We start from the raw sequence: 23340 nt of genomic DNA, 5'->3' as shown, positions 1-23340 counted from the left end.
CGGGGAGAGGCACGACGCCATGAACACGCAGCACACGCGAAGCGCACCGAGGAGCCAGGCGACACCGGGCGCCGGGAACGCAGGGAGCGCACGGACCGCCCAGGGAACACCGGACGGCGGGACCACACCGGACACCGCGAACCCGGGCACCGGCGCGCCCGGCGCCGCCGACGACACCTACACCGTCCTGCGCGACCGCCTCACCGCCCAGGCCGCCGAACTCGCCGCGCGGGCCCAGGCCCTGAACGAGGCCCGCGCCCGGGAGTTCGGCTCCGGGGAGCTGGAACTCGTCGGCACCGGTCACGCGCGCACCGAGGACCCCTGCGTCCTGACCGACGTCGTCTCCGTCGGCGGCCTGCTGCTCGTCGGCCGCACCCGGCCGCCCGCCGCCCCCGGGACGGAACCCTCCGTCGGCGACGTCCTCGCCCTGTACGACCGGGAGTTCACCGCCCGGCCCGCGGACGCCGTGCCCGGGCTCCTCGACGACCCGGCGTTCGTCCACGAGTTCACCGCGCTGCACCGCTACTTCCGCGACGCGCGCCTCGTCCGGCTCCACCGGCCCCAGGGCCGCCTGCTCGCCGTGTTCCGCACCGGCGAGAAGGCCGAGGACCTGCGAGTGCTGCGCTGGGCGGTCGACCCGTCGGGGGCCTGCCGCTTCCTGGACGCCCGGGGCGAACGCGACCTCGTCCCGCCGCACGGCCAGGACGTCGACTGGACGAGCGCCGGCCGCGACGCCCACGTGCCCGGCCGGCACCCGCACGTCTCGCTCGCCGGACGGCTGTACGTCTCCACCGTCGGCGGCACGCTCACCGTCAAGACGGAGAACGACACGGAGACCGGCGAGGGCGTGTACGCCGAGCCGGTCGACGAGCCGCTGCAGTCCCTCGCCGACGCCGAGATCGCCCACGCCGTCGTCGGCCCGCTCGTCCTGGTCCGGGTCCTCCCGTACCGCGAGCGGACCGCACGGCACCTGGTCTTCAACTCCCTCACCGGCGCCGTCGTCCGGCTCGACGGCCTCGGCCAGGCCTGCCTGCGGCTCCCGGAGGACCGGGGCGTCGTCTTCCCCGGCGGCTACTGCCTCGCCGACGGCACCGTGAAGACCTTCGACACCGACACGGCAGGACTCGCGTACGCGGGTTCCGTCGCGTCGCCGCACGGCGAGGACGTCCTCTACGCCTTCCGGGACCCGGACGACGGACGGACGCTCCTGCTGCCGTACAACCGGGTCCGCGAGGAGATCGCCCGACCCGTCACCGGCCGCGGGCACGCCCTGCTCGACGACGGCACCATGGCCGTCCTGCGCGGGACCGGCGAGGAAACCGGCCGCGTCCACCCCGTGCAGATCTGGCGCACGCCCTTCGCCGCCGACACCCACGTCCTGCCGGCCGGCACCGGGCCGCTCGCCCGCATCGGCAACGCCGACCTGGTCAGGGGCATCTCCGACTGCCTCGCGATCGCCCGCCAGGCCGGCGAGACCACCCCGACCGGCGAGGTGTACGAGGCGCTGCTCGCCGCTTGCGACCGCGCCGCCGACACCCACCACTGGCTCGACGACCCGGAAGCCGGCGACCTCGCCGGGCCGCTCGCCGGCCTGCGGACGACCGCCGGGCAGGTGCTCGCCGAGTTCGAGACCGTCGCCGAACTCGCCGCGCGCGCCGCCGGCGCCCTCGCGGACGCCGAGCGGGACCTCACCCGGCTCGTCCGCCAGGTCCGCGGGGAGTCCCCGGCCTCCGCGGGCGACTGGATCTCCCGGCTCACCGGACTGCGACGCGCCCAGGGCCGGCTCCTCACCGTGAAGGAGCTGCGCCACGCGGACACCGACGCCGTCGACGCCCTCGCCCGGCAGGCCGAGGAGGAGATCGCGGCCGCCGCCCAGCGGGCCGTCGCCTTCCTCCGGCGCGAGGACGCCTTCACCGCACAGGAGGCCGAGGTCGAACGGCTCACCGCCGCCGCGGCCGAGGCGGACAGCGTCGCCGCGACCCGGGAGCTCGCCGACCGGCTCGACGAGCACGCCCTCGGACTGCGCACCCTCAGCGAGGTCGTCGCCGGACTGGACGTCGCCGACGCCACCGTACGCACCTCCGTGCTGGAGCGCGTCGCCGACGTCCTCGGCGGCCTCAACCGGGCCCGGGCCGGCCTGACCGCGCGCCGCGCCGCACTCCTCGACCGCGAGGGCCGGGCCGCGTTCACCGCCGAGTTCGCCCTGCTCTCGGAGGCGGTCACCGGCGCGCTCGCCACGGCGGCCACGCCCGAGGAATGCGACACCCAGCTCGGCCGGCTCCTGCTGCAACTGGAGAACCTGGAGTCGCGGTTCGCGGAGCACGACGGCTTCCTCGGCGAGCTCACCGACAAGCGGACCGAGATCCACGACGCCTTCACCGCACGCCGGCAGACCCTCACCGACGCCCGCGCCCGCCGCGCCGAACGCCTGGCGGAGTCGGCCGGCCGCGTCCTCGCGTCCGTCAGCCGGCGGGCCGCCGCCCTGGCCGACGCGGACGACGTCCACACGTACTTCGCCTCCGACCCCATGGTCGGGAAGATCCGCCGCACCGTCGACGAACTGCGGAGCCTGGGCGACCAGGTCCGCGCCGAGGAGCTGGAAGGCAGGCTCGCCGCCGCCCGCCAGGAGGCCGGCCGGGCCCTGCGCGACCGCACCGAGCTGTACGCCGACGGCGGCGACACCATCCGCCTCGGCCGGCACCGCTTCGCCGTCCAGCACCAGTCGCCCGAACTCACCCTGGTCCCGCACGGCGACACCCTCGCCTTCGCCCTCACCGGCACCGACTACCGCCGTCCGGTCACCGACCCGGCCTTCGCGACCACTCGCGCGTACTGGACGCGGACCCTGCCGTCGGAGTCCCCGGAGGTCTACCGCGCCGAATACCTGGCCGCCCGGCTCCTCGCCGAGCACGGCGCCGACACCCTCGCCGCCGCCGATCTGCCGGCCCTCGTCCGGCAGGCCGCGGAAGCCGCGTACGACGAGGGCTACGAGCGAGGCGTCCACGACCACGACGCCGCCGCGATCCTCGCCGCGCTGCTGCGCCTGCGCGAGGCGGCCGGGCCGCTGCGCCACCCGGCCGCGGCCAGGGCGGACGCCCAGGTGTTCTGGGCGCACACCGCGACGGACGAGACCCGCGCCGCCTGGACCCGGCGCGCCGTCTCCCTCACCCGGGCCCGCGACCTCTTCGGCGCGGCACCCGCCCTCGACGCGCTCTGCCGCGAACTCGCCGGGGAGATCGGCGACCTGCCGGCCGCCGCGTACCTCGTCGAGGAACTGGCCACGGGACCGGCCGGGTTCGCGGTCTCCGCCGAGGCGCGCACCCTCCTCGACAAGTTCCGCAGGACGGTCGGCACCGGCGCGTACGACGACGACCTCGCCGCCCTCGCGGACGTGGCGGCCCGCCGGCAGCTCGTCGAGGGCTGGCTGCACGCCTACGCCGCGTCCTCCGGCGAGCAGCCCGACCCCGGCGTGCTGGCCGAGGCCGTCGCCGTCGAACTGTGCCCCGGGCTCGACCGCTACGACGCCGACGGCCCGGCCACCGCGACCGTGACCGGCCTGCTCGGCGCCCACCCCCGGCTGCGGAACGGCTCGCTGACGCTGCGGATCGACGAATTCCTGCTCCGGACCGGCGAGTTCGCCGCGCACGAGGTCCCCGCCTTCCGCGCCTACCAGCGCCGCAGGACGGAGCTCGTCGCCGCCGAACGCACCCGGCTGCGCCTCGACGAGTACCGGCCGCGCGTCATGTCCTCCTTCGTCCGCAACCGGCTCGTCGACGAGGTGTACCTGCCGCTGGTCGGCGACAACCTGGCGAGGCAGCTCGGCGCGGCGGGCGACACCAAGCGCGCCGACAGCCACGGCCTGCTGCTGCTCCTCTCGCCTCCCGGCTACGGCAAGACGACCCTCGTCGAATACGTCGCCGCCCGCCTCGGCCTGCTCCTGGTCAAGGTCGACGGCCCCGCCCTCGGCCAGGCGACCACCTCCCTCGACCCGGCCGAGGCCCCGGACGCACCGGCCCGCCGCGAACTGGAGAAGATCGCGTTCGCCCTGGAGGCGGCCGGCAACGTGCTGCTGTACCTGGACGACATCCAGCACTGCTCGGCGGAGTTCCTGCAGAAGTTCGTTCCCCTGTGCGACGCCACCCGCACCCTGGCCGGTCACGACCTGCGGGGCAAGCGCTTCGCCGTTTGCATGGCCGGCAATCCGTACACCGAGTCGGGGGAGCGCTTCCGGATCCCGGACATGCTCGCCAACCGCGCCGACGTGTGGAACCTCGGCGACGTGCTCACCGGCAAGGAGGACGCCTTCGCCTTCAGTTTCGTCGAGAACGCCCTCACCTCCCATCCGGACCTCGCGCCGCTGGCCGGCCGGGACCGCGGCGACCTGGAGGTCCTGACCCGGCTCGCGGCCGCGGACCCCACCGCGAGCCGCGACCGGCTCACCCACCCGTACACCCCGGCCGAACTCGACCGGATCCTCGTCGTCCTCCGCCACCTGCTGACCGCGCGCGCCACGGTGCTCGCGGTCAACGAGACCTACATCGCCTCGGCGGCCCAGCCCGACGAGGCCCGCACCGAGCCGCCGTTCCGCCTGCAGGGCTCGTACCGCAACATGAACAGGATCGTGGCCCGGATCTCGCCCGCCATGAACGACGCCGAACTCGCCGCCGTCATCGACGACCACTACCGGGCGGAGGCCCAGACCCTCACCGGCGACGCCGAGGCCAACCTGCTCAGGCTCGCCGCCCTGCGCGGCACCCTCACCGCCGAACAGGCCCACCGCTGGACGGCGATCACCACCGCCTACACCCGGGCCCGAACCCTCGGCGCAGGCGGCGACGACCCCGCGTCGCGGGCGGTCGCGGCCCTCGCCCTGCTCGCCGACCGGGTCGCGGCGGTCGAGTCGGCCATCGTCCGCGCGACCGACCCGCGCAGACTCCTCGCCGGGCCCTGGCCCTCGGGGCGGCACGCGGCCCACGCTCCCGACGCGGCCGGTGCCGGGAACCACCGGGACCGGTCCGGAGGGACGGGCGCGTGAGCGCGAGGGGCGGCCGTGTGACCCCGCCCGGGCCGGGGCGTGTGCCCCCCGGCCCCCGCGGGGCCGTTGCCCGCACGCCACGTGACGGCGACTCCGCGCCGCCCGTCCCGCCGACTGACGAGCCGTTGTCGTCGCAGGTCACAGGGACCTGGCGAGATCGTCACCCACCCGATAGTGTGTAAAGAACGCATCAAGAACGATGCTGGTGTGCCGGGAAGTCTGGTCGGCGTCCGAGGGCCTGTGCGCCCGTCTGCCGACACGCCCCGGAGGGCTCTTCCCCATGACCCAGGCCCGCCCCCGCAAGACCGTCTTCGGACTGCTTCCCTGGCCCGAACGGCAGGCGATCGCCGAGGCCCTGCGCACCGAGACCGTCGGCGGACTCGTCCTCCTCGCCGCCGCCGTCGTCGCGCTCGTGTGGGCGAACAGCCCGTGGAGCGCCGCCTACGAGGCGATCCGCGACTTCCACTTCGGCATACCGGCCCTGGGCCTCGACCTCTCCGTCGGCCACTGGACGGCGGACGGCCTGCTGGCCGTGTTCTTCCTGGTCGCCGGCATCGAGCTGAAACGCGAACTCGTCGTCGGCGAGTTGCGCACCCCCGCCACCGCGGCCCTGCCCGTCGTCGCGGCCCTGTGCGGCATGGCCGTACCCGCCGCCCTCTACGCGCTCACCGCCACGGCGGGCGGCGGCAGCCTCGAAGGCTGGGCCGTGCCGATGGCCACCGACATCGCCTTCGCGCTCGCGGTCCTGGCCGTCATCAGCACCCATCTGCCCTCCGCGCTCCGGGCGTTCCTGCTCACCCTCGCCGTCGTCGACGATCTCGGCGCCATCCTCGTCATCGCGGTCTTCTTCACCAGCGACCTCGACTTCGCGGCCCTCGGCGGCGCCGTCGCCGGCCTGGTGCTGTTCGCCGTCCTCCAGCGCCTTCGCGTCCGCGGCTGGTGGTGGTACGTGCCCCTCGGCGTCGCCGTCTGGGCGCTGATGTACAACTCCGGCATCCACGCGACCGTCGCCGGCGTCGCCATCGGCCTCATCCTGCGCACCACCCGCGACACCGGCGAGGAGCGGTCCCCGGGCGCCCGTGTCGCCCACGTGGTGCACCCCTTCTCCGCGGGCCTCGCCGTCCCCCTCTTCGCCCTGTTCGCCGCCGGTGTCGGCCTCTCCGGCGCGGCGCTGGCGAACGTCTTCACCGACCCCGAACCCCTCGCCGTCTTCGTCGGCCTCGTCGTCGGCAAGATCCTCGGCGTCTTCCTCGGCACGTACGCCGCCGCCCGCTTCACCCGGGCGAGACTCAACCCGGACCTGGCCTGGGCGGACGTGTTCGGTCTCGCCGTCCTCGCCGGCATCGGCTTCACCGTCGCCCTGCTGCTCGGCGAACTGTCCTTCACCGACCCCGCGCAGATCGAGCACGTCAAGGCGGCCGTTCTCCTCGGCTCGGTCACCGCCGCCGCGCTCGCCGCCGTCCTGCTGCGCCGCCGCAACCGCGTCTACAAGCGGCTCTCGGACGAGGAGGAACGGGACGAGGACGCCGACGGCGTCCCCGACGTCTACCAGACCGGCGCCAGGCCCGGCGGACCGCACTGACCGTCGAACCGGCGGCCGGCCCCCGTACGGGGGCCGGCCGGCGCATGTGCGGTGACGTGCCGTGCGGACCCCGCCTACGGCGTCAGCCGCTGGTAGGCGGCGCGGGCGTGGCCGATGCGCGCGACGACGGTTCCGATGCCGGCCGACGCCAGGAGGCAGACGAGGCGGACCAGGTCGTACGCGCCCTCCCAGGTGAGCACGCCGATCGGCGCGGTCGCGAAGGCGTTGAGGACGAGCCAGCACAGCAGGGCGGTCCCGGGCGCCGCGGTGAGCCGTGCACCCGTACTGAGCAGGGCGACGAGGATCGAGAGGGTGACCAGGTCCAGCGTGGGGTCGCCGTGCCCGTCGAGCAGGTTGAAGGCGGTGACCAGCGCGAAGGCGGTGACGACCGTGACGGTCCAGATGATCGAGGTCGCGGCCGGGGTGGGCACGGGACGGAGGCCGGAGCTGATCGGCTTCCATTCGAGCATGCAGAGCCTCCTTCACGCGGCCCGCGCTCCCTTGCGCCGGGCCGACCGATGCAGGGGCCACTGTAACTGCCTCCTCACACAGGGAAGTTCACCCGATTTGGCATTGTCTGTCCGCCCAGTAGGGTGGCCTGCTGGCAGGGACCGCGTTCCCGCCGCCGACCGATCCGACGCACCTTCTGGGGGCATTCCGTGCCGGTTCCACATACGAGCAGCACCCCGCTGCCGGGTATCGGGGTCCGCTACGACCTCACCACGCGCGAGCACCGTCGTCTGTCGGTGATCGCCCACCGCGACGGCAGCCGCACGCTGAACGCCTACCGCCGGGACGACCCCGACGAGTGCGCGCTGTCGGCGAAGCTGACGGCGGCGGAGGCTGAGGCGCTGATCGACGCGCTGATGCCGGCGCACCACAGCCCCAGCCTGCTGTCGACGACGGACCTGGGACTGGTCGCCGAGCGGATCGAGCTGTCCGGGCAGTCGCACTGGAACGGGCGGGTCCTGGGCGAGACCCGGATGCGTACGGAGACCGGCGCGTCCGTCGTCGCCGTGCTCCGGCGGGCCGGGGCGATCCCGTCACCGGCACCGGACTTCCGGCTGGCCGGCGGCGACGTCCTCATCGTGATCGGCACCCGCGAGGGCGTCGAGGCCGCCGCCGCGATCCTCGGCCGGGACTGAGCGCGGGCGTACGCCTCCTCCGGATCACCGGATCACCGGATCACGTACGGCACGGCCCCCGGCCCCGACCGGCCCGACCGGACCGAGCGGCGTCCCGGTCCTCACGGCGGAGCCGGGCGCCCGGCCGGCGCGCCGAGCCGGGGCCGGGGGGCGCCGGTGCCGGCCAGCCGCGTGAGCAGCGGACCGGCGAGGGCGAGGAGGAACACGTACGCGGTGACCAGCGGGCCCAGCGTGTCGTGCGTGGTGCCGACCAGCCCGACGATCACGAGGGAGAACTCGCCCCGCGCGATGAGCGCCGTTCCGGCGCGCCACTGACCCCGCCGGCCGACCCGGTCGCGCCGGGCCGCGTACCGGCCGGTGACCACCTTGGTGACGAGCGTGACGGCGGCCAGCGCGAGGGCGGCCGGGAGGACGGGCACGAGCTCGGCAGGGTCGACGGACACCCCGATGGCCAGGAAGAACACGGCGGCGAAGAGGTCGCGCAGGGGGCCGAGCACGGCCCGCGTGCGGGTCGCGGTCTCCCCGGTGAGGGCGAGGCCCACCAGGAAGGCGCCGACGGCGGCCGAGGCGTGGACGAGCTCGGCCAGCGCCGCCACGAGCAGGGTGAGCCCCAGGACCCTCAGCAGGAGCTGCTCCTCGTCGGGGTGCTCGATGACCCGGCCCAGATGGTGCCCCCAGCGGTACGAGACGGTGAACGCGGCCAGGACCGCGGTGATCGCGATCAGCGCGCCCAGGGCCGCCTGCCACCAGGACCCTCCCGACGCCGGCACGGCGATCACGGGCAGGTAGAGGGCCATCGCGCAGTCCTCCAGGACCAGCACCGACAGGACCGCGGGCGTCTCCCGGTTGCCCAGACGGTGCAGATCGGACAGCAGTCGGGCGACGATCCCTGACGAGGAGATGTACGTGGCGCCCGCCAGGGCCAGCGTGCCGAGCCCGTCCAGGCCGAGGAGCAGGCCCGCCACCGCTCCCGGCACGGCGTTGAGCACCAGGTCGACCCCGGCCGACGGGACGTGCCGGCGCATGCCGACGGCGAACTCCGGCAGCGAGAACTCCAGGCCCAGGACGAGCAGGAGGAGGATCACCCCGATCGCGGCGCCCGTCTCCACGAATTCCCCCGACGCCGGCACGGGCGCCACGCCGCCTTCGCCCACTGCGAGACCGGCCAGCAGGTACAGGGGGATGGGGGAGAGGGTCAGCCGCCGGGCGAGTGTGCCGAGGATGCTCAGCGCGGCCAGGATGACGCCGAGCTCCAGCAGCAGCGCGACCGGCGTGCGCACGGGTCAGCCCCGGATGATCCGGTCCACGCCCGCGATCCCCTCGTGGGTCCCGATGACGACGAGGACGTCCCCTCCGCGCAGGAGCTGCTGAGGAGTGGGCGAGGCGATCACCTCCTCGCCCCGGACCACGGCCACGATCGAGGCCCCCGTCAGCGTGCGCGCCCGGGTGGCGCCCAGGGGCTGTCCGTCGTACGCGCTGCCCGGCCGCACCTCCACCTGTCCGGAGCCCAGGCCCGGCACCTCCTTCGTCAGGTCGGCGAAACGTTCCGCGATCCGCGGGGCGCCCAGGATCTCCGCGACCGCGTCCGCCTCTTCGCTGTCCAGTTCGAGGACCGTCCGTCCCTCGTCCGGGTCCCCGGCGTCGTACAGGACGAGTTCGAAGTCCCCCGTGCGCCGGGCCACCACGCCCACCCGCTCGCCCTTGTGGCCGGTGAACTCGTAGCGCATGCCCACGCCGGGCAGCAGCACCTCGGTGACGTCCATGACGCCATGGTCAGGCCGGCCGCGGGGTGCGGCACGCGCGCGGGGGCCGTGCGGGTTGCCGGGATCGCGGAGGATCGATTCTTCCCGCAATGTGGGTTTACGGTCTGTATGCGGGATTGGTCGTAGGGTAAGATTCTTTACCGAGCCATTACGCTCGACTGAGCGGAAGAGTGCTCATTCTCATTGGGGTTGGTGTTCGGCGGATCGCAGCCGCCGGTCGGACGGAGGGGAGCGTCATGGAGCGGAACAGCCACGCCGTGCACCTGCCCGCCGACGACGCCCGCGTCGTGCGTCTCGCCGTACGCATCGACAACACCGCCCGCGACAGCGTGCCTGATACCGGCAGCACCGCCGCCCGCCGCGCCTGACGCCCGCCGCCAGGTGACCGGAAAACCCGGTCGCCCGATCCCGCCCGATCCCGTACCGGACGACGCCGACCGCGGCGCCGGACACCCACGTCTCGCGGTGCGCCGGCGCGCTCACCACCGGCACGCCTTCTCCACCCCGCAGCACCTCATGCCTGCCGCACGCCGGCTCCACCGGGCATCGGGTCCCCACCGATGCCCGCAAGGCACTGACGCCGTCACCCAACCGACCCGGAGGTCCGACGCCCGTGCACAACACGACCGCTCTGCTCATCGAACTCGGAGCCATCATCCTCGCCCTGGGCCTCCTCGGACGGCTCGCCGGGCGCGTGGGCTTCTCGCCCATACCCCTCTACCTCCTCGCCGGACTCGCCTTCGGCCACGGCGGCATCCTCCCGCTCACCGCCAGCGAGGAGTTCGTCGCCACCGGCGCCGAGATCGGCGTCATCCTGCTGCTGCTCCTGCTGGGACTGGAGTACAGCGCCTCCGAACTCGTGACGAGCCTCAAGACCCAGTACCCGTCCGGCGCCGTCGACTTCGTCCTCAACGCCCTGCCCGGAGCCGCCGCCGCCCTGCTCCTCGGCTGGGGACCCGTCGCCGCCGTCGCGCTCGCCGGCGTCACCTGGATCTCCTCCTCCGGCGTCATCGCCAAGGTCCTCGGCGACCTCGGCCGCCTCGGCAACCGGGAGACCCCCGTCATCCTCGGCGTCCTGGTCATCGAGGACCTCGCCATGGCCCTCTACCTGCCGATCCTGACCGCGCTGCTGGCCGGCGTCAGCCTCGCCGGCGGCGCGCTCACCCTGGTGATCTCCCTCGGCACCGTCGGCGCCGTGCTGTACGTCGCGCTCCGGCACGGCCGTCTGGTCAGCCGGGCCGTCTCCTCCGACAACGCCGAGATGCTCCTCCTCGTCGTCCTCGGCCTGACGCTGCTCGTCGCCGGCATCGCGCAGCACCTCCAGGTGTCCGCGGCCGTGGGAGCCTTCCTCGTCGGCATCGCCGTCTCCGGAGAGGTGGCCGAAGGCGCCAGCACGCTGCTCACCCCGCTGCGCGACCTGTTCGCCGCCGTGTTCTTCGTCTTCTTCGGCCTGTCCACCGACCCGGCCGACATCCCGCCCGTCCTCGTCCCCGCCGTGCTCCTCGCCCTCGCGACCGCGCTCACCAAGGTCGCCACCGGCTGGTACGCCGCACGCCGCGCGGGCATCCACGGAGCCGGCCGCTGGCGGGCCGGCGGCACGCTCGTCGCCCGCGGCGAGTTCTCCATCGTCATCGCCGGACTCGCCGTGGGCGTCGAACCCCGCATCGGCCCCCTGGCCACCGCCTACGTCCTGATCCTCGTCGTCATCGGCCCGCTCACCGCCCGCTACACGGAGCCGCTGTCCCGCGTGTTCACCCGCCGCCGCAAGACCACGCAGCCCTCGACCGCGGCGCCGGCTCCCGCCTCCGCCGAGGCCGCGCGCGCGGATTCACTCACGGTGGACGCCTGAGGCGTCGGGCGCCGGAGCGGTGACGACCTTGGGCAGGGAGCCCGGGTGCTCCCGCGCGAGCCATGCGACGAGTTCCTCCCGCACCGCGCAACGGGTCGTCCAGAGGTCGTCCGCGTCCTTGGCCGTCACGATCGCCCGTACGGTGATGCCGGTCGGCGAGGTGTCGGTGACGGCGAGGTCCCAGGCGCGCCCGTCCCAGGTGGCGCACGTGGCGAGGAACTCCCGCAGGTGCGCACGGGCGAGCGCGACCGGGGTCGTGTGGTCGCAGTGGAGGAACACCGACCCGGTCATCTGCGCGCCGCCGCGCGACCAGTTCTCGAACGGGCGCGAGGTGAAGTACGAGACGGGCAGCGTGACGCGTCGCTCGTCCCACGTGCGGACCGTGAGGAAGGTGAGCGTGACCTCCTCCACCACGCCCCACTCGCCGTCCACGACGACGGTGTCGCCGATGCGGACCATGTCGCCGAAGGCGATCTGGAACCCGGCGAAGAGGTTGCCGAGCGTCGACTGGGCCGCGACACCGGCCACGATGCCGATGATGCCGGCCGACGCCAGCAGGGACGTGCCGAGGGTGCGGAACGAGGGGAAGGTGACGAGGGCCGCCGCGGCGGCGAGCACGCCCACGGCGACGCTCACCACCCGCATGATCAGCGTGACCTGGGTGCGGACGCGACGGAGCCGTGCGGCGTCGCGTGCACGTCCGGCGTACCGCGTGTACGAGGATTCGACGACGGCCGCCACGGTCCGCACCGTCAGCCAGGCACCGCCGCCGATCAGGCACAGCAGCAGGACACGGCTCACCACCTCGGCACGGTCGTCCCACGGACCCTGCCCGGACGCCGCCACCGGATAGCTCCAGCGGAGCAGAGCGGCGAGGACGACGACGTACAGCGGTGTGCGGCAGCGGCGCAGCAGTCCCCACAGCGGTGTCTCCGGGTGCCGGGCGTCGGCGAACCGCGCCAGCAGGTCCGCCGCGCGGCAGACGACGAGTGCCGCGAGCGCGGAGCCGCCGACGGAGACCGCCAGTCGGACGAGGCTTTCCATGGGCCCCCCAGTCGGTGAGTCGGACGGGTCGTCCCTTACGCCTCACCGCCGGGCGCGCACCGAAACGTCTCCCGCTCCGGAGGCCGCGGCATCCGGGGCGGCTCCTCCGCGGCTCTCCCGGTGGTCACCGTCGGCCGTGCGGCGCGATCTCCACCGGGTCCTCGATGAGCCGCACGGCCGGGGCCGGATCGGGCACCGGCCGCTGCCAGTCGCCCTCCGCGTCGGTGACCTTCTCCAGCTTCCAGTTCCGGCACGTCCCGTCGAGGGCCAGCGGATAGAGGGTGAGCGTGCCGTCCCGGGCGAGGTGCATCCGGAGGAAGCCCTTGTGGTCGTCGACGGCCTGCCCGGACATCTGCCACTCCGCGACCAGGCCGTGGTCCGTCCACAGCACCCACAGGGCGAACAGCTGGGAGCCGAGACCCGCGCCCAGCACCGCGGCCACGCCCAGCAGCACCGCCAGCAGCGCGAAGCCGTTCCAGGAGGACGCGACCGAGCGGGCCAGGGCGACGGTGACGGCCAGCGCCGCGACGGCGACCGCCGCCTGGAACAGCACGGCCACGACCGGACCGGACGGCGCCCTGGGCCGACGCTCGCGCAGCAGCCCCCGCCACCACCCGATCACGAACGGCAGGACGAAGAGGGCGGCGCTCGCGCAGAGCAGACCGAGCAGGTCGTCGGTGCCGGCGCCGCGCAGCGCCCCGGCCGGATGGTGCCGCCCCTCGGCCAGCGTGAACGCGGCGCACGCGATCAACACGAGCACCATGTGCACCGCAGCGGCCAGGACGGCGAATCCGGGGTTGCGCCGCGCGAGCCAGTACCGCGACCAGGGCGTGGCGATCGCGCGGGTGAGCGAGCGCGACTCCGCCGCGTCCGGGTACGTGTGCCGCGCGAGGGCGAACGTCGTCGGCGGCTGGTCCTTCTTCCGCATGCGCGAGGTGGCCGGCGGCAGCGGCAGGGCCTTCGGCAGCCTGTGGGTGGAGGCGAGGAAGGCGCCGCCCAGGCCGCACGTCACCATCTGGCGCCGCCGGGGGTCCGGCGGAAGGGAGTCGCCGGCCGCCGCCCCGTCACCGGGCAGCCGCTCCGCGTAGCGGGCGTAGTGGTGTTTGTCGCCGGTCAGCCACAGCCGGATCGCGGCGCCCGTCTCCTCGAGCTTGCGGGTCTTCGGGTCGAAGCGGTGCCGCACGATGGTGCGGTCGAACCAGTGCAGCGAGTTGAAGGCGTCGGGCTTCTCGTCGCTGCGCACCCAGGTGGGCTGGGCCGAGCAGACGATGACGCTGTCACCGGGACGCAGCCGCGGGGAGAGGTGGGTCTCGAAGTAGCGCCGCTGCGGTTCGTCCACGTAGGTGCCGAGCTGGCTGTCCAGCCCGACGAGCCACCAGCGCTGCGGCAGTTCCACGGCGAAGTAGCTCCGGGTCTGCCGGGTCCGCCAGCCGCCGATCTCGCCCTCCTGGGCGAACATCCGTAGGAACGCGGTGAGTCCGTCGTACCAGTCGTGGTTGCCCGGAAGCGCGACCATCAGGGGCCGGTCCGGAGCCGACGGGAGCGCCGCGCGGTAGGGCCCTTTCATCCGGTCCTCGTACGCCGTCGCCGACGCCACCGGATACACCTCGTCCCCGCCGAGGACGAGCAGCGAGCCTCGGGGGAGCGGACCACGGGGGAGCGGACCACGGGGGAGCGGACCTCCGGAGAGCGCGCCGGGACCGTCGACGTCGAGCCGGTCCGCTCCCAGGGCGTACGCCACCGAGGCCGTCGCCTCGAATCCGTCGCCGAGGTCGGCGACGAAGTCGATCCAGATCTCCTCGGCGTCGGGATCCGCCGGCGGCGCCCGCAGCGGACCGGCCTCCAGCGCGCCCTGGATCTCCCGCTTGTCCGAGTAGCCGGCGAACACGGCGGCCAGGCCCACCTTGACCGCGGTACGCGCCAGTTCCCTCGGCGCGAGCCAGCGCACCGGCTCCTGCGGGGTGAACCGCAGGGCGTCCGCGTGTTCGCGCAGCTGCCGGAAGTCCACGTCGCTCCACCTCGCTCACAGAGGGGACCAGGGCAGGACGTTCTGCGCGTACACGTCCCACAGCTTGCCGAGGAAGAACTGCCCGAACCGCCCCAGGGTGGTCACCCTGCCGGGCAGCGTCGGAGCCTCGACCCGGAAGGTGGTGAGCTGCTTCAGGAAGTCGGCGGGGCGGATGCGGACCGTTCCCGCGGCGACCGGCTCGGCGCCCGGCTCCTCCTCGGCGCCGACGTGGCCGCGCAGGACGCGCGTGTGGAGGACGGTCGTGTCCTTCCAGACCCCCAGGCGGGAGTCCTCGCTGACGTCCTTGTACCCGCTCAGGGTGAGCGGGTGGCCGGCGCGGTCGCGGAAGTGCACGCGGTAGCGCATCCGCAGGTGCTGCGGGTCCGTGTGCTCCACGAACAGCTGGAAGGTGCCGCGTTCGACGGGGAGGCGCCCGCCCAGCTCCTCGCAGTGGACCTCTCCGCGCAGCCCGGCCTCGTGTTCCGGGTCGGAGAGGAAGCGGTCGATGCCGTGGACGTCGACGGTCACGTGCAGGGCGAGGTCGGCGGCGGCCCGGTCCGCCGAGGACTCGGCCTTCCGGCAGTCGGTCTCCCCGAAGACGACACGGCCGACCATGCGTTCGGTGAAGCGCAGCCGCGTCGGGTCCTCGGGACGGTCGGGAGGCCCGTCGGGCTTCCGGGGGATTCCCTGCTCCGCGCACCAGCGGCGGGCGTCCCGTACGCCGAGCTCCACGGCCTGGGCGAAGCGGTCCCGGCCGAAGTTGACGAGGTAGTTCAGGGGGACCTCGCCGCTCAGCAGCCTGACCTCGATCGGGCGCCCGAACTCGCCCTCCCGGCCGTCGCGGAGGGCGGCGTTGCTCGCCTCGATCCGGCGCAGCCAGTCCTGCAGCCGGCCGTTGGCCGTGGTCTCGATGATGTGGAAGTAGTTGGCCACGAAGCCGTTCCGCCAGCGGTGCCGCCGGCTGACCGTCCAGATGATCCACAGTTCGTCGCAGCCCCGCCGGATCGCCTCCTCGACGTTCGCGTCCGTCAGATAGACGGGGTCGATGTACGTCTGGCCGTCGACGACGACCGGCGGGAACCACATCGGCAGCGCCACCCCGGCGCACAGCCGGTCCTCGTCCATGCGGTCGGCGGTCACCGGCTCGAGTTCGTTGGCGCTGAAGTTGTACAGGGTGAAGGTGGCTTCGCGGTCGGCGGCCCGGATCCGCTCCCAGTCCAGCCCCCATCGAGGGAAGACGTGGCGCCGGTAGCCGTCCAGGGTGAAGAGGGAACGGGCGTACGGCCCCTTCGGCAGCTCGCGCCAGTTCGGGGTGACGCCTTTCAGCGGTGAGAGCGTGCGCCAGTTGTCGGCGATCCGGCGCCCGGACATCCCCTGGCAGTACATCGCGAGGTTGAACACGCCGCCGCTGGCGCCGTCGGCGTGGTCGAACGTCAGCTCCGCCTCGTCGAGCAGGACCTGGAGAACGCCCGCCTGGTAGGCCACCTTCAGCCCGCCGCCGGCGAGGAGGAGGGACCGGCGCGGAGGCTGGTGCGGGGACGTGTGCGGGCTCTCGTGCGGGGACGTGCGCGCGGAGGCGCGCGGGGAGGTGCCGGGGTGGCCGCCGCGGGGCTTGCCGCCCTTTCCGGTCGTCATGACGGGGCCTCGGACTTCTTCCGGTGGTCCTCGATGAGGCGTTCGGCCGACCGGTCGGCCAGCGCCGCGATGGTGAGGGAGGGGTTCGGGCCGACGGGGCCGGGCAGCACCGAGCCGTCGGCGACCGACAGTCCCGGGTGGCCGTGGACGCGGCCGAAGGAATCCACCACGCCGTCCCGCGCCGCGTTCCCCATCGGGACGCCGCCCAGGGGGTGCACGGTGATGAGACGGTTCAGCAGCCACAGCGGATTGGCCGCGTAGCGGCCGCCGAGGCTGTGGGACACGCGCCGCATGGTCGCGTTCATCTGCTCGAAGTACGGGTCGGAGGCGGCGAGTTCCCAGTCGAGGTCCAGATGCCCGTCCCGGAGGAACATCCGGCCGTCGGGGACGTCCCTTCCCATGCCGAGCAGCGGGAGCGACGTCGCCGTGAACAGTCCCTTGCCCAGGGCGTCGCCGAGTTGGCGTCCCACCCGGCTCCGGGCGGTCCCGGTCAGCTGCGACCATCCACGGCGCAGCAGGAACCTGCCGACCCGGCTGGACATGGTGAGGACGTTGTGCTCCACGAGCCAGTTGAGGAACTCCGGGTAGCCGGCGTCCTCGATGTAGAAGCCCCGGTCCTTCGGGCCGCTGCCCTTCCGGTCCACCCGCATCGCACTGGTGATGACCGGCCCGAGACTCGGCTCCATCAGGGACGGCACCGTCTCTCCGGGCCGGTCCGCCCGTCTCTCCCGGGCCTTGAGGACCAGCCCGAGGAAGTCCCCGTTCCCGGAGAAACGGGTGCCCAGTGCCGGGCTGAGCGCGGGGAAGGCACTGCGGTTCCGCAGCAGCAGGTACGTCGTGCCCAGCGTGCCGGCGGAGAGGACCAGCCGCCTGGCCCTGACGGTCCGCCGTACGGGAGGAGCCGACGGATCATCGCCGGCGGCGCGGTGTTCGCGGTACGTGACCCGGAAGCCTTCGCGGACCGGCTCGAACGAGCGGACCTCGCACAGGGTCCGGATGTCGGCCCCGAGCCGCTGCGCCGCGCTGAGGTAGGTGAAGTCCAGACTGTTCTTGCTGCCGAAGTTGCAGCCCAGGTCGCATTCGCCGACGAGCCTGCACGCGTAGCGCGGGCTGTGGTGCAGGTTGTCCTCGCCGCCGTCGAGGGGAGCACCGGGAACGGGAGGGTCCCCGAAGGAGACGGCCAGCAGCGGCAGTTCCCAGGGAAGTCCGAGCCGTTCGGCGGCCCGGCGCATGGCGAGGGTCTTCGGCGTGCTCCGGTAGGGCTCGACGTCGAACGGATACCTCTGCGCCGCCAGCATGGTCTCGACCGACTCGTAGTGCGGGTCGAGGTCGGCGCGGGTCACGGGCCAGTTCTCGTAGCCGCCGTCGAACGACTCGTGCACGAACCAGCTTTCCGGCTTGCGGATGAGCACGTTCGCGTAGATCAGCGACCCGCCGCCCAGTCCGCTGGACACGAGCGCGTCCATCGTCGAGAAGCTCCACATGTCGTACATCCCGTACAGCCGGGAGTCCGGATCCCAGAAGTTCCCGGCCGTCTCGTGGGGGCTGCGGGGAAAGGAGCCGGGCGGGAACGGCTTCCCGCGTTCGAGGAGGCAGACGCTCAGGCCGGCGTCGGCCAGGCGATACGCCGTCACGGAGCCGCCGAATCCCGAACCGACGACGACGGCATCGAAAACGTCCACGCTCGCCACCTCTGGAGACCGGAGCAGGAACAACTGCCCTGACGTCCCCCTCGCCTGCGGCTGCCGCACGCACGACCTCTCTCCATGGTTCACCTGGGTGTGGTGAAGCGCATGTCGAAGCGCGGGCCGTGACGCCCTCGCCGTCCTGCCGGTCCGTCAGGGCTGTGGGGAGCCCGAGCGGCGCTGGTCGCTCTCGTTGCGGAGGTCCGTGGTGCGGCGCGCGAGGACGTCGACCCGCTCGGCCAGGTCGGCGGGCAGCGGGGGACGGGCGGTGCGGGTGCGGGCGAGGGGCTCGAGGAGGCGGGCCGGGTCGCTGTCCGCGAGCGCCTGGCTGAGGTCGCGCCGCAGGACGTCGGCGAGGGAGTCGAGCGCGGTGATCTGTCCGGCGAGCTGGCGCAGGTCCGCGGCGTTGTCCCGGGCCCAGCTCGTGACGCTGCGATCGGCGGCGCGCCGGTCGCGGGTGGCCTGGACGCGCTGCTCCCCGGTGGCGCCCGGGCGGCCCGGACGCACCCGGAGGTAGCGGCGCTCGGCGGCCTGTCTGCTGGTGACGCCGAGCGGCGGTGCGAGGTCGGCCCAGCTGGCGCCCGCGTCCCGCGCGGCCTCGATGAGCCCGGGCTCCCAGTCGGCGAGCCGCTCGCGCAGTCGGCGCAGGAGCAGCAGCGCGGAGAGCGCGTCCTCCAGGGAGGTGCCGGCGGGCGTGACCGGGGCGTCCACGGACCCGGCCGCGCGGACGGTCTCGTCGATCGCGGCGAGCGCCGCCAGGGCCGCACGGAACGTGACGGGGTGGTCGCCTCCGGCCATCGAATCACCCTCGGAGCATGTCGTCGAAACGTTGACGGTGGAGTTGTCGTCCATCCGTTGACATGTTACAACGGAGTCAGATGAAGCGCATTGGCAATCACTGCCGGATCCGATGGAGGTGTTTCCGATGTTGATGCGCACTGACCCCTTCCGCGAGCTCGATCGCCTCGCGCAGCAGATGCTGGGGGCGAGCGGCACCTGGTCGCGACCCGCGGCCGTCCCGATGGACGCCTACCGCGAGGGCGACGCATACGTGATCATGATGGATCTGCCGGGCGTCACCGTCGACGCGATCGACATCGACGTCGAGCGGAACATGCTGACGGTCAAGGCCGAGCGCCGGCCGGTCGAGAAGGCCGACGGCGTCCAGATGGAGCTGTCCGAGCGGCCTCTCGGCGTCTTCTCCCGTCAGCTGATGCTCGCCGACACCCTCGACACCGAGAAGATCACGGCGGACTACACCGCGGGCGTGCTCACCCTGCGCATTCCGATCGCCGAGCGCGCGAAGCCTCGCAAGATCGCGATCGGCAGCGGGGACGACCGCCGGCAGATCAGCGGCTGATCCGCCGCCAGGCCGGGAGCGGAGGACGACCGTTCCCCTCCTTCGCCCTCCGCTCCCGCGCTCCGCACCACCCGCATCCTCCGTCCACAAGGGGTCGCGATGAGACCGCGATGGCAGACGTTCCTCGACCGGGTGCAGGAACGCGGCGACTACGACACCCCGCAGGAGGCCGAACGGGCCGCCCGCGTCGTCCTGGCGCTGCTCGGCGCCCATCTCGTCGGCGACGTGCGGACCGCGCTCGCCGCCCACCTCCCGGAGACCTTCGCCGTCGTCCTGCTCAACCCGCTCCAGGCCACCGAACCGCTCTCGTCGGAACGGTTCGTACGGGCGACGGCCGCCTGGATCGAAGGAGCCACCGAACGTACGGCGGCCTGGGACGTCAGTGCCGTGCTCAGCGTCGCCGCCGACGCCGCCGGCGAGGAACTCACGGAGCGGATGCTGCTGCAGCTCCCGCCCGGATACGAGCTCCTGTTCGGCCGGCCCCACCTTCCCGGGTGAGCCCGGCGACCCCGTCGACACCTGTTCGCTCCGCCCGGCCGCGAGCCCGGGCCAGAAGAGAACGGCGACCCGTACCCCATGACCCTCCACGCCGAGACCACGACCGCCTCCTCCACGACCGCCCCCGCCCCCGCCGCGACCGACGGCAGTGTGACCTCCTACACCGGCCTCCTCGAACGCGTCCGCTACGAAGGCGCCTACCCGACCCGAGAGCGTGCCGACCAGGCCGTCCGCTCCGTGCTCGCGGCACTGGGACGGCAGCTCGTCGGTGACGAACGCGTCCAGCTCGCCGCCCGCCTGCCGTTCGAAGCGGCGCTGACCCTCACCGCCCAGATCCCCGCCGTCACCCCGCTGGGCGGCTGGGAGTTCGTCAAGGACATCGCCCGGAGCACCGGCGGCAGCCTGGCCACCACCCGCTGGGACGTCGGCGCTGTCCTCGTCCCCGTCGCCCACCTGGCCGGCCCCGCCCTCACCGACCGCATCATCAGGCAACTTCCCTCCGGCTACGCCCTCCTCTTCGGCAGGCCGGAACTCCTGCCCGCGCGCGGCGCCGGCCCGGGCGAACGGGAGCGCGGCGACCGTTGACCGGCGTGTGACGGGCCGCGGCGCGGCCGACGCGACCGGGCTCGGGACGGCCCCGCCGGCCGCCCCGCCGCCGTTCCGGCGGGGCCGACCAGAGGCGGCCCGGACGGACACGACCCGTCCAGGCGCCTCCTCTCCTCGCCCGGGAGCCCCGCACACGGCCTCGGCATGCCGTCCGGCGGGCCGCGATGTCCCGCTGTCACACCGGGACATCGCGACGACAGAGACATGACAGCGGAAGGACACCGGCTCTCCGTAGCGTCGGCCGCACCTGGTCACGAGAACCAGGAACGGCCATCCCAGTCACAGGAGAGACTCGTGCACCCGAACACCCCGACGCAGGTCGGTTACGAGCTGTCGGCAGCCGAGGCCCGCGTCATGTGGGACCTGGCCGAGCGGGCGGCGACCCGCCGACCGGAGCACGCGACCGGCCTCGACCACGGCGACCTGCTGCTCGACATGCCCGCCGAGATGCGGAGCCGCCTGCTCGACTTCGCCACCGGCACCTCGCGGGAGGGCTTCTTCCTGCTCCGCGGCCTTCCGGTCGGCGAGCTGCCCACCACGCCCCTCGACCACGGCCCCGGCGCCCTGCCGGAGCAGCACGGCACCGCCGGCCTGCTCACCCTGGTGGCCGACCTGCTCGGCACCCTCGTCGGCTACGAGGACGAGAAGAACGGTGCCCTGATCCACGAGGTCCACCCCGTGCCGGGGGAGGAGGCGCGCATCGAGAACAGCGGCTCGGTCGCCTTCGACTTCCACACGGAGAACGTCCACCACCCCCTCCGCCCGGACTTCCTCGGCCTGCTGTGCCTGCGTCAGGACCACGAGGGAACGGCCGCCACCCGGGTCGCGTCGGTGCGCGAGGCGTACGGACGGCTGTCGGACCACCACCGGGAGATCCTCTCCCGGCCCGTCTTCCGCAGCGCCTACCCCACCTCCTTCTCCCGCAACCTGGCCGGCCCCCGCCCCTCCTCCGGTCTCCACCCGGTGCTGTTCGGGGCCGAACCGTACGTCTTCATGCGCTTCAACTCCCACACCACGACCAGCGACGACCCGCGCGCGACCGAGGCGCTGCGGGCGCTCACCGAAGCGCTGGAGGAGACCTGCAACGAGGTGCTCCTCACGCCCGGCGACCTCGTCGTCGTGGACAACCACATCGCGGCGCACGGCCGTTCCGCCTTCACCCCGCGGTTCGACGGCGACGACCGGTGGCTGCGCCGCTGCTACTCCCTGCGCTCCGTGCCCCGCTGGGCCGAGAGCATGATGCCGCGGCCGCGCGTCCTTCCGGCGCTCTCGAAGATCACCGGGGTGCTCTGAGTGGACGTCGAGGTTGTCGTCGGCCTCCTCTTCGCGGCGGCCGCCGCGGGCTGGGTCGACGCCGTCGTCGGCGGCGGAGGGCTCATCCTCATCCCCGCCCTCCTCATGGCCTTCCCCAACCTGCCGCCCGCGGCCGCGCTCGGCACGAACAAGCTCACCGCCATCACCGGCACGACCGTGGCGGCCGCCACGTACGCGCGGCGGACCAAGCTGGACCGGTCCGTCGCGCTGCCGGCCGCCCTGCTCGCCGTCCCGGCGGCCGGGGTCGGCGCCCTGTCGGCCTCCAGCCTGCCGGCGAGCTGGTTCCGGCCCGTCATCATGGCCCTGCTGATCGCGGTGGCGCTGTTCGTCGTGTTCCGCCCGCAGTTCGGATCGGTCGTCGAGGACGCGGACTCCGTGAGCCGCCGCCGGCGGCTCCTCGCCGTGGCCTTCGCGGGATGCGGCATCGGCTTCTACGACGGGGTGTTCGGTCCCGGCACCGGAACGTTCCTCATCATGATCTTCACCAGCATGCTCGCCCTGGAGTTCCTCCAGAGCTCGGCGCTCGCGAAGGTCGTGAACGTCGGCACCAACCTCGGTGCCCTGGCGGTCTTCGCGTACCAGGGCCAGGTGCTGTGGCTGCTCGGCGCCGCCATGGCCGTGTGCAACATCGCGGGCGCCACCCTCGGGGCGCGCACCGCCCTCAAGCGGGGGTCGGGCTTCGTACGCGTGGTGCTGCTCGTGGTGGTGAGCGTGCTGGTCCTGAAGCTCGCCTTCGACCAGTTCGGGTGAGACCGTGAGCGGACTCCAGCGCATCCACGACCCGCAGGGACGGTCGCTGCCGAACGCCGTCGGCCTCGGCCCCGCGGCCGGCCTCGGCCCTGACGTCGACCTCGCCGCGATGCGCGCCGAGGTCGACGCCCTGACCCGCGGCGGCGCGCCCCTCGCCGTCGCCGAGGGGCGGCGCGTCCTGCCCCTGCGCAGCCCCGGCGGCGACCCCCACCGGACGGACACCGCGGGCCCCGGCCTGGAGGGCTTCGCGCCGACCCCTTGGTGCGACCGGCTTCCCGCCCTGCGCGCCTTCCTCGCCGCGCTCCCCGCCCCGCTCCGCGCCGTACGGCTCATGGCCCTGGCCCCCGGAGCCGTCCTCAAGGGCCTGGGAGCTGCGAAGAACGGGCCGCCGTGGGGCCTGTGCCGCCTCCACCTGCCGATCGTCAGCGGCCCGGGGACCAAGGTCGTCTTCCCGGACGGCAGCCACCGCTGGGACCCCGGCGGCCTGTGGTTCTCCGCCGCCTGGCGCCGGCACGCCCTGGTGAACGACCCGGCCGGCGGCCTCGTGCACCTCGTCGTCGACCTGCACCACACCGCTGCCGTGGCCGAGCTCTTCCCCGAGGCGCTACGCCCCCGCCTGCGGTCTCCCGCGGCACTCGAAAGACGCCGGGAGATCCCGCTGGCACCGGCCGAACTGGCCCGCCACGCCTGCCGCTTCGCCCTGCCCGAGTCGTTCGCGAACTGGGAACAGCCGGGACACCTCCTGCCGCACCGGCTCCTGCGGGGCGTCGTCGCCGCGCGGCTCGTCCCGCACCACGACACGCTGCTCCTCGTCATGGCCGACCGCCCCTTCTGCGCCCTGGAACACATCGGCGACGGCGAGTTCCGCCTGCGCGGCTGGAGCGACGAACGCACGCTCCAGGTGACCCTCGACACCGGCCGTCCGACCGGCGTGGTGGTACGAGCCCGAGAAGGCGCCAACACCTACGTCACGTCCCTCCCGGCGGCTCCACCGGCCTGAGGCGGAGCGCCGCCCCGCCCGGGACCGCACGTCCGCCGGGCGCAGCCGACGGGGCCGCCGGACGGC

At 73.7% G+C, this 23340-nt stretch carries 19 protein-coding genes; 11 read left to right on the top strand and 8 right to left on the bottom strand.

What is annotated here, in order from left to right; all coding sequences use genetic code 11:
* Positions 1-19 precede the first annotated feature (19 nt).
* Together ESG85_RS01015 and nhaA are read left to right on the top strand one after the other, a co-directional pair.
* Positions 20-5035 carry a DNA repair ATPase gene (locus tag ESG85_RS01015; RefSeq protein ID WP_128976084.1) on the top strand — a complete coding sequence of 1672 codons (5016 nt, stop codon included), beginning with the start codon at positions 20-22 and terminating at the stop codon, positions 5033-5035.
* A gap of 280 nt (positions 5036-5315) precedes the next feature.
* The gene (gene nhaA / locus ESG85_RS01010) at positions 5316-6617 is read left to right on the top strand and encodes a Na+/H+ antiporter NhaA (RefSeq protein WP_128976083.1); all 1302 of its coding nucleotides are present in this window, start codon (positions 5316-5318) and stop codon (positions 6615-6617) included.
* Positions 6618-6691: 74 nt separating this feature from the next.
* Here the strand turns inward: nhaA and ESG85_RS01005 are convergent, their stop codons facing one another.
* Positions 6692-7087 carry a hypothetical protein gene (locus tag ESG85_RS01005; RefSeq protein ID WP_128976082.1) on the bottom strand — a complete coding sequence of 132 codons (396 nt, stop codon included), beginning with the start codon at positions 7085-7087 and terminating at the stop codon, positions 6692-6694.
* Between the two features lie 189 nt (positions 7088-7276).
* On the opposite strand from ESG85_RS01005, the gene ESG85_RS01000 reads away from it, so the two are divergent.
* The gene (locus ESG85_RS01000; RefSeq protein ID WP_128976081.1) at positions 7277-7762 is read left to right on the top strand and encodes a cation:proton antiporter regulatory subunit; all 486 of its coding nucleotides are present in this window, start codon (positions 7277-7279) and stop codon (positions 7760-7762) included.
* 101 nt (positions 7763-7863) lie between these two features.
* Here the strand turns inward: ESG85_RS01000 and ESG85_RS00995 are convergent, their stop codons facing one another.
* Positions 7864-9042, bottom strand: a complete 1179-nt coding sequence (locus ESG85_RS00995) for a cation:proton antiporter (RefSeq protein WP_128976080.1) — start codon at positions 9040-9042, stop codon at positions 7864-7866.
* Between the two features lie 3 nt (positions 9043-9045).
* Positions 9046-9525, bottom strand: coding sequence for a cation:proton antiporter regulatory subunit (locus tag ESG85_RS00990; protein WP_128976079.1), 480 nt, complete (start codon positions 9523-9525; stop codon positions 9046-9048).
* 236 nt (positions 9526-9761) lie between these two features.
* Between ESG85_RS00990 and ESG85_RS36535 the strand changes: the two genes are divergently transcribed.
* Positions 9762-9893, top strand: a complete 132-nt coding sequence (locus tag ESG85_RS36535) for a hypothetical protein (RefSeq protein WP_281287973.1) — start codon at positions 9762-9764, stop codon at positions 9891-9893.
* 245 nt (positions 9894-10138) lie between these two features.
* Complete coding sequence (locus ESG85_RS00985) at positions 10139-11374, top strand: cation:proton antiporter (protein WP_128976078.1); 1236 nt, start codon at positions 10139-10141, stop codon at positions 11372-11374.
* Here ESG85_RS00985 and ESG85_RS00980 read toward each other — a convergent pair.
* The 5 genes from ESG85_RS00980 to ESG85_RS00960 form a co-directional block, all read right to left on the bottom strand.
* On the bottom strand, positions 11354-12418 hold the full coding sequence (locus ESG85_RS00980) for a mechanosensitive ion channel family protein (RefSeq protein WP_128976077.1): 1065 nt from the start codon (positions 12416-12418) through the stop codon (positions 11354-11356). The genes ESG85_RS00985 and ESG85_RS00980 overlap by 21 nt on opposite strands.
* Positions 12419-12542: 124 nt before the next feature.
* Positions 12543-14426, bottom strand: a complete 1884-nt coding sequence (locus tag ESG85_RS00975; protein WP_128976076.1) for a hypothetical protein — start codon at positions 14424-14426, stop codon at positions 12543-12545.
* A 15-nt stretch (positions 14427-14441) separates the two neighbouring features.
* The gene (locus tag ESG85_RS00970; RefSeq protein ID WP_128976075.1) at positions 14442-16061 is read right to left on the bottom strand and encodes a patatin-like phospholipase family protein; all 1620 of its coding nucleotides are present in this window, start codon (positions 16059-16061) and stop codon (positions 14442-14444) included.
* A complete protein-coding gene (locus ESG85_RS00965; RefSeq protein WP_219825151.1) occupies positions 16058-17743 on the bottom strand; it encodes a GMC oxidoreductase in 1686 nt (561 codons plus the stop codon). The genes ESG85_RS00970 and ESG85_RS00965 overlap by 4 nt, the downstream gene beginning before the upstream one ends.
* Positions 17744-17899: 156 nt before the next feature.
* Positions 17900-18544 carry a type III effector protein gene (locus tag ESG85_RS00960; RefSeq protein WP_128976118.1) on the bottom strand — a complete coding sequence of 215 codons (645 nt, stop codon included), beginning with the start codon at positions 18542-18544 and terminating at the stop codon, positions 17900-17902.
* A gap of 127 nt (positions 18545-18671) precedes the next feature.
* On the opposite strand from ESG85_RS00960, the gene ESG85_RS00955 reads away from it, so the two are divergent.
* From ESG85_RS00955 to ESG85_RS00930, 6 genes are all read left to right on the top strand, one after another.
* The gene (locus ESG85_RS00955; protein ID WP_128976073.1) at positions 18672-19106 is read left to right on the top strand and encodes an Hsp20/alpha crystallin family protein; all 435 of its coding nucleotides are present in this window, start codon (positions 18672-18674) and stop codon (positions 19104-19106) included.
* 99 nt (positions 19107-19205) lie between these two features.
* The gene (locus ESG85_RS00950) at positions 19206-19604 is read left to right on the top strand and encodes a DUF2267 domain-containing protein (RefSeq protein ID WP_128976072.1); all 399 of its coding nucleotides are present in this window, start codon (positions 19206-19208) and stop codon (positions 19602-19604) included.
* A gap of 78 nt (positions 19605-19682) precedes the next feature.
* Positions 19683-20189 carry a DUF2267 domain-containing protein gene (locus ESG85_RS00945; RefSeq protein WP_128976071.1) on the top strand — a complete coding sequence of 169 codons (507 nt, stop codon included), beginning with the start codon at positions 19683-19685 and terminating at the stop codon, positions 20187-20189.
* Positions 20190-20504: 315 nt separating this feature from the next.
* The gene (locus ESG85_RS00940) at positions 20505-21503 is read left to right on the top strand and encodes a TauD/TfdA family dioxygenase (protein ID WP_246094750.1); all 999 of its coding nucleotides are present in this window, start codon (positions 20505-20507) and stop codon (positions 21501-21503) included.
* A complete protein-coding gene (locus ESG85_RS00935) occupies positions 21504-22274 on the top strand; it encodes a TSUP family transporter (RefSeq protein WP_128976070.1) in 771 nt (256 codons plus the stop codon).
* A gap of 4 nt (positions 22275-22278) precedes the next feature.
* Positions 22279-23274, top strand: a complete 996-nt coding sequence (locus ESG85_RS00930) for a cupin domain-containing protein (RefSeq protein WP_128976069.1) — start codon at positions 22279-22281, stop codon at positions 23272-23274.
* The last annotated feature ends 66 nt before the right edge of the window (positions 23275-23340 follow it).

Source organism: Streptomyces roseicoloratus, assembly GCF_004117935.1.
GTDB lineage: Bacteria > Actinomycetota > Actinomycetes > Streptomycetales > Streptomycetaceae > Streptomyces > Streptomyces roseicoloratus.
This window is presented reverse-complemented; position numbering and strand designations above follow the sequence as displayed.

What these genes read in the sequence shown, in the direction of transcription:
- ESG85_RS01005 (WP_128976082.1), bottom strand. Translation starts at nt 7,087, where the DNA reads ATGCTCGAATGGAAGCCGATCAGCTCCGGCCTCCGTCCCGTGCCCACC.
- ESG85_RS00945 (WP_128976071.1), top strand. Translation starts at nt 19,683, where the DNA reads ATGACCCTCCACGCCGAGACCACGACCGCCTCCTCCACGACCGCCCCC.
- ESG85_RS00950 (WP_128976072.1), top strand. Translation starts at nt 19,206, where the DNA reads ATGAGACCGCGATGGCAGACGTTCCTCGACCGGGTGCAGGAACGCGGC.
- ESG85_RS00960 (WP_128976118.1), bottom strand. Translation starts at nt 18,544, where the DNA reads ATGGCCGGAGGCGACCACCCCGTCACGTTCCGTGCGGCCCTGGCGGCG.
- ESG85_RS00955 (WP_128976073.1), top strand. Translation starts at nt 18,672, where the DNA reads ATGTTGATGCGCACTGACCCCTTCCGCGAGCTCGATCGCCTCGCGCAG.
- ESG85_RS00980 (WP_128976077.1), bottom strand. Translation starts at nt 12,418, where the DNA reads ATGGAAAGCCTCGTCCGACTGGCGGTCTCCGTCGGCGGCTCCGCGCTC.
- ESG85_RS00970 (WP_128976075.1), bottom strand. Translation starts at nt 16,061, where the DNA reads ATGACGACCGGAAAGGGCGGCAAGCCCCGCGGCGGCCACCCCGGCACC.
- nhaA (WP_128976083.1), top strand. Translation starts at nt 5,316, where the DNA reads ATGACCCAGGCCCGCCCCCGCAAGACCGTCTTCGGACTGCTTCCCTGG.
- ESG85_RS36535 (WP_281287973.1), top strand. Translation starts at nt 9,762, where the DNA reads ATGGAGCGGAACAGCCACGCCGTGCACCTGCCCGCCGACGACGCCCGC.
- ESG85_RS00990 (WP_128976079.1), bottom strand. Translation starts at nt 9,525, where the DNA reads ATGGACGTCACCGAGGTGCTGCTGCCCGGCGTGGGCATGCGCTACGAG.
- ESG85_RS01015 (WP_128976084.1), top strand. Translation starts at nt 20, where the DNA reads ATGAACACGCAGCACACGCGAAGCGCACCGAGGAGCCAGGCGACACCG.